The organism is Micromonospora sp. NPDC051296 (assembly GCF_040682255.1).
In the GTDB taxonomy this organism is placed as follows: domain Bacteria; phylum Actinomycetota; class Actinomycetes; order Mycobacteriales; family Micromonosporaceae; genus Micromonospora; species Micromonospora craterilacus.
Genome location: NZ_JBFBAO010000393.1, coordinates 1 through 6,108 on the forward strand (window position 1 = coordinate 1; position 6,108 = coordinate 6,108).

Below are 6,108 nucleotides of genomic sequence, written 5' to 3' on the forward strand. Positions count from 1 at the left end.
CGGGAAGGTGTCGCCCCGGCGTACCGCCCAGCCGCGTTGGCGCAGCTCGGTCCGTATCCGGTCGGCTCCGGGCCGGTGGACCAGCACGAAGGCGCCCAACCTGTCTTATAGTCCTACTGTCATAGGACAACGGGAAAGGTCCAATTGGGGAGGAGCCGCGGGTGATCGAGTTCGTGCTGGACGGCCGGTCCAAGGTGAACACGTACGTCCAGCTCGTCCAGCAGGTCAAACAGGCGCTGCGGGTGGGCCTGCTGGCGCCCGGAGACCAGTTGCCGAAGGTCCGCGACGTCGCGCAGTCGCTCGCGATCAACCCGAACACGGTGCTCAAGGCGTACCGCGAACTGGAGATCGAAGGGCTGGCGGAAGGGCGGCCCGGCGTGGGCACGTTCATCACGGCCACCCTCGCCCGCTCGTCCCTGGCCAACCAGGCCGAACTGCGCGCCGAGTTGGTGGACTGGGTGCGCCGGGCGCAGGCCGCCGGGCTGACGGCCGAGGACATCACCGCCCTGGTGGCGACGACGATGCGGGCCTTTCCCATCTCGTTACAGACGGAATCCGCGTGAGAGGAAGCGGTATGGAGTTGGTGCTGGAGGCCGAGGCGCTCGGCAAGAGATACGGCCGCAGCTGGGCACTGCGCGACTGCACGCTGCGGCTGCCGGCCGGCCGGGTCGCCGCGCTGGTCGGGCCGAACGGGGCCGGCAAGAGCACGCTGCTGCATCTGGCGGTCGGCCTGCTGCGGCCCGACGCGGGGGCGGTCCGGGTCTTCGACCAGGTGCCGTATGGCAACACGGCGCTGCTGGCCGAGATCGGATTCGTCGCACAGGACACCCCGCTGTACCGGGAGCTCACGGCGGAGGAGCTGGTCACCATGGGCGGCAAGCTGAACCGGCGCTGGGACGCGGACCTGGCCCGCCGTCGGCTGGCCCAGCTCGGCATCGCGCCGGGCAAGCCGGTCGGCAAACTCTCCGGCGGCCAGCGTGCCCAGGTCGCGCTCGCGCTCGCGCTGGCCAAGCGGCCCCGGCTGCTGCTGCTCGACGAGCCGGTGGCCAGTCTGGATCCGCTCGCCCGCCGCGAGTTCATGCAGTCGCTGATGGGCAGCGTCGCCGAGTCGGGCACCACGGTGCTGCTCTCCTCGCACATCCTCGGCGACCTCGAGCGGGTCTGCGACTACCTGATCGTGCTGCACTCCGCCGAGGTGAAACTCGCCGGCCCGGTCGAGGACCTGCTCGACCGGCATCGGCAGCTGATCGGTCCGCGTCGGGTGGACGACACCCCGATCGCCGGGGTCGCGGCGGTGGTCAAGGCCAGCCACACCGACCGGCAGTCCACCTTGCTGGTCCGCGCCGACGGTGACCCGATCGATCCGTCGTGGACGGTCCGCGACGTGACCCTGGAGGACCTCATCCTCGCCCACCTCACCGACGGCGGGTCGGCGCGGGCCAGCCACGAGGCGTGGGGAGTCCCGGCATGATGTGGCTGGCCTGGCGGCAACACCGCAAGCAGGCGTTGTTCACGGTGATCGGGCTCGCGGTGCTCGCGGTCGTGATGGTTCCGACCGGCCTGGCCATCCGCGGCAGGTTCGCCGACCTCGGGCTGGCCGACTGCGTCTCGCAGGGCAGCCAGACGAAAGATTGCGGAAGGGCGTTCAACGATTTCAACAGCCAGTACGACACCTTGCTGCTGACCGGCATCCTGTTCCTGGTGCTGCCGTTGCTGGTCGGGCTCTTCTGGGGCGCGCCGCTGGTGGCCCGCGAGGTCGAGCAGGGCACCCACCGGTTCGTCTGGACCCAGAGCGTCAGCCGCGAGCGCTGGGCGGTGACCAAGTTCGGGCTGGTCGGTGCCGTCACGCTGGCCGCGGCGGTCGGCTACGGGCTGGGCATGGCGTGGTGGCTGGACCCACTGGTGGCGGGCGGCGGTCGGAGCCGCTTCGACGTGCTCTTCTTCGACATGCAGGGGGTGGCGCCGATCGGCTACACGCTCTTCGCGGTCGCGCTGGGCGTCTTCGCCGGCACGGTCTGGCCCCGGATGCTGCCCGCCATGGCGGCCACCCTCGGTGGATTCGCCGCCGTACGGATCGGGCTGACCGCCGTGCTCCGGCCGCACTACCTGCCCGCCCGGGAGCACACCTACCCGCTGGTCTCCGCCGGGGGTTTCGACGAGGGCCAGCTGCGTGGCGCCTGGACCCTCTCGGACGGTATCCGGGACGCCAGCGGCACGATGGTGATGCCCGGTGCCCAGGTCAACTGTCCACCGGGCAGCAAGGGACCGGGCGGCGGGCCGTGCGGCGAGGAGTTCGGCGCCGGAGCCTACAACTGGCTGCTCTACCAGCCGGCCGATCGGTACTGGCTGTTCCAGGGCATCGAGACCGGCATCTTCGTCGCACTCGCCGCGATCCTGCTCTACCTCACCATCCGGCGTGTCCGGCGGATCGCCTGATCACGCGACCCGACGTCGACGGGTACCTGGCACCGCGGACGGTCCGGTGCCAGGTACCCGGGTCCGACGGCGTCGTCAGCCCGCCACCTGGGGGTGGGTAGCCGGACGCCTCCGGAACTTCCGGAGTGATTGCGGGCCGAATTCCGAGAAGAGTAGCTGTGGTGCCCCGGTTGGTCAATGCAGTGGCCCCGGGGCCGCCGGCGTGATCGGCGACCGATAGTTCCCGAAACCTCATTGACACATTTCGTTGCCTTGTTCGAAACTCGCCGGTGTCGACATCGGCGACTGTCGATCGCCATCGTCGTCTCCATCGCCTACCGGAAGGAGAGCCGTGGTGATCCACAGCTTGGACCGTGCCAGGTTCCGTTCGACGGTCGTCGTGCTGACGGTGGCGGCGCTCGCGGTCGCCGGAGCGGTGACGGCGGTAACGAGAACCACGGTCGCCCAGGCCGCCGCCGGTAGTCTCGCGGCCGTCGCGCCGGTCGAGGACGAGGGCGCCGACTGCCCGGTGCCCAACCCGGGCTCGCTGACCGCCAACTCCCGGCTTCCTGATCCCTTCCGGAGGGTGGATGGCACGCGCATCTCCGCCAAGTCCGACTGGCGGTGCCGCCGCGCGGAGACCAAGAGGCTGGCGGAGAGGTACGTCTACGGCGAGAAGCCGGCGAAGCCGCAGAGCGTCACCGGGACGGTCTCGAACACGAGCATCACGGTGAACGTGACGCACAACGGCAGGAGTGCCAGCTTCTCGGCGGGTGTCCAGCTGCCGAGCGGCTCCGGGCCCTTCCCGGCCGTGGTGGTGCTGGGCGGGTTCGGCGCGGATACGGCCACCGTCAGGGCCGCCGGTGCCGCCGTCATCAGCTACGACCCCCTCGCCGTGGGCCGGGAGGGCACGCCCCGGAACAACAAGCAGGGTGCGTTCTACAGCATCTACGGCTCGTCGAGCGGCACCGGGCTGCTGCTCGCCTGGGCCTGGGGAGTGAGCCGGATCATCGACGTCATCGAGCAGTCGGGCGGCAGCATCCTCAGGGCGGACGCCACCGGCGTCACGGGATGCTCGCGATACGGGAAGGGTGCCTTCGTGACGGGGGCCTTCGATCAGCGCATCGCGCTGACCATGCCGATCGAGTCGGGCAGCGCGGGCGCGCCGATCTTCCGCGGGATTCCCGGTGAGTCCGGTGCCCAGCCGCTGAGCAGCGCGTACGGCGAGCAGCCGTGGCTGGGTGACGCGTTCGGCTCCTTCACCAGTAGCCCGACCACGCTGCCGGTGGACACCCATCAGACGGTGGCCATGGTGGCGCCACGCGGACTGTTCATCATGGACAATGCGCACGTCGACTGGCTGGCCGCCAGGTCCGCGAGCGTGGCGGCTCTGGCCGGCGCCGAGGTCTACAGGGCGCTCGGTGCGGGAGACAACATCTCCTACTGGTCCGACGTCCAGGACGGAACCCACTGCGCCGCCCGGTCCGAATGGCGAACCCCGCTACAGCAGAACATCCAGAAGTTCCTGCTGAAGACGGGCAACGCCGCCGGCGTCTTCAGGATCTCGAGCAGGAAGGCCGGCAACCTCGCCGAGTGGCGGGACTGGCAGACGCCGACCCTCGCCGACGGCCCGACGACCCCACCCACCACGCCCCCGACCACGCCACCCAGCACGCCCCCGACCACCCCGCCGACGACACCGCCCACCACCCCACCGGCCGGCGGCGGCTGCTCGGCGGCGGTGTCGATCAACCAGTGGACGGGTGGTTTCGTCGCGACGGTACGGGTGACCGCGGGCTCCTCGCCGGTCAACGGCTGGACGGTCGCCATGACCCTGCCGTCGGGTGCCAGCGTCACCAACGCGTGGAACGCCAACCGCAGCGGGAACACCGGCGCGGTCCAGTTCTCCAACGTCAGTTACAACGGCTCCATAGCTCCCGGCCAGTCGACCGAGTTCGGCTTCCAGAGCACCGGCACCGGCACCGGAATGACCCCCACCTGCACTGCCAGGTAGATCCCGCGCCCGACGAGTTCCGACCGCCCGGTGTGGAGGCGTCACGCCCCCACACCGGGCCCCGCCGTCGTTCCGGAAGCATTCCGGAAGTCATTGACCCGCCCGAAACGCCGCTGTAATACTTCGATCTACTAAGGCCGATGCGATCCCTTTGGCTGGTATCGCTCGATCCTCCCCAACCTCACCCATACGTCTGGATTGTGCTGCCCGAAAACCGGGCCGCCGCCGGGCTGTCGGAAGGAGCATCAGATGAGCAGGGACTCTGCCGACACGGGACGGTCGAGACGACTGCGCGCAGCGCTTGCCCTCGCGGCCGTCGGCCTGGTGGCCGCGGTGGGCACCGTCGTCCTGCCCGGTGCCGCGAGCGCCGCGAGCACCCTCGGTGCATCCGCGGCCGAGCGGGGCGGCCGGTACTTCGGGACCGCCGTCGCGGCGAGCAAGCTGAACGACTCGGCGTACACGACCATCCTGAACCGCGAGTTCAACCAGGTCACGGCCGAGAACGAGATGAAGATCGACGCGACCGAGCCGCAGCAGGGTCAGTTCACGTTCGGCAACGCGGACCGGATCGTCCAGCACGCCCGTAGTCGGGGGATGCAGGTCCGCGGGCACACGCTCGCCTGGCACTCGCAGCAGCCCGGTTGGATGCAGAACATGTCCGGCACCGCGCTGCGCAACGCGATGCTCAACCACGTGACCCAGGTCGCCACCCACTTCCGCGGCCAGGTCGCATGGTGGGACGTGGTGAACGAGGCGTTCCAGGACGGCTCCAGTGGGGCCCGCCGGGATTCCAACCTCCAGCGCACCGGCAACGACTGGATCGAGGCCGCCTTCCGCGCCGCCCGCCAGGCGGACCCGAACGCCCAGCTGTGCTACAACGACTACAACATCGACAACTGGAACGACGCCAAGACCCAGGCCGTCTACCGGATGGTCCAGGACTTCAAGAGCCGGGGCGTCCCGATCGACTGCGTCGGCCTGCAGTCCCACTTCACCGGCGGCTCGAACTACCCAAGCAACTACCGCACCACGCTGTCCAGCTTCGCCGCCCTCGGCGTCGACGTGCACATCACCGAGCTGGACATCCGCAACGCCCCGGCGGACGCGTACCGCAACGTGGTCAACGACTGCCTCGCGGTCGCGCGCTGCAAGGGCATCACCGTCTGGGGCATCCGCGACTCCGACTCGTGGCGCTCCGGCGAGAGTCCGCTGCTGTTCAACAGCAGCGGCAACAAGAAGCCCGCCTACGACGCGGTGCTCACCGCGCTGAACAACGGCAACCCCGGTGGCAACCCGACCACCCCGCCGCCCGGCGGTGGCGGTTGCACGGCGACGATGACGCCCGGTCAGGTCTGGGGCGACCGGTACAACACCTCGGTGACCGTCAGTGGTGCCAGCAGCTGGGCCGTGGTCGTGGCCATCACCCCACCGCAGCAGGTCTCCACCACCTGGAGCGGCAACCCCACCTGGGACAGCAGCGGCAACGTGATGACGATGCGCTCCAACGGCAGCGGCAACACGTTCGGCTTCACCACGATGATGAACGGAAACTCCAGCGCCCGACCGCAGATCAGGTCCTGCACCGCCGGGTAGCCCACTTACCGCCGATCCCCACCATCGTCCCGCTGGCCGCCCGGATCACCGCGCTGGGCGAGCCGGTCCGGGTAACCGTGGCCGTC

Annotated in this window: 5 protein-coding genes; all 5 read left to right on the top strand. The window is 69.8% G+C overall.

The features are described from left to right. Positions 1-161: 161 nt before the first annotated feature. The 5 genes from AB0M52_RS28865 to AB0M52_RS28885 all read left to right on the top strand — a co-directional run bounded on the left by AB0M52_RS28865 (position 162) and on the right by AB0M52_RS28885 (position 6,022). Entirely contained in the window at positions 162-563 is a 402-nt protein-coding gene (locus AB0M52_RS28865; protein WP_363960189.1) for a GntR family transcriptional regulator, read from the top strand. A gap of 11 nt (positions 564-574) precedes the next feature. Further along, positions 575-1,471, top strand: a complete 897-nt coding sequence (locus AB0M52_RS28870; RefSeq protein ID WP_363960192.1) for an ABC transporter ATP-binding protein — start codon at positions 575-577, stop codon at positions 1,469-1,471. After that, on the top strand, positions 1,468-2,436 hold the full coding sequence (locus AB0M52_RS28875) for a transporter (RefSeq protein ID WP_363960195.1): 969 nt from the start codon (positions 1,468-1,470) through the stop codon (positions 2,434-2,436). The genes AB0M52_RS28870 and AB0M52_RS28875 overlap by 4 nt, the downstream gene beginning before the upstream one ends. A gap of 334 nt (positions 2,437-2,770) precedes the next feature. After that, positions 2,771-4,429 (top strand): cellulose binding domain-containing protein, encoded by a 1,659-nt coding sequence (locus AB0M52_RS28880; RefSeq protein WP_363960198.1) that lies wholly within the window; start codon positions 2,771-2,773, stop codon positions 4,427-4,429. Positions 4,430-4,678: 249 nt separating this feature from the next. Beyond that, positions 4,679-6,022 carry an endo-1,4-beta-xylanase gene (locus tag AB0M52_RS28885; RefSeq protein WP_363960201.1) on the top strand — a complete coding sequence of 448 codons (1,344 nt, stop codon included), beginning with the start codon at positions 4,679-4,681 and terminating at the stop codon, positions 6,020-6,022. Positions 6,023-6,108 lie beyond the last annotated feature (86 nt).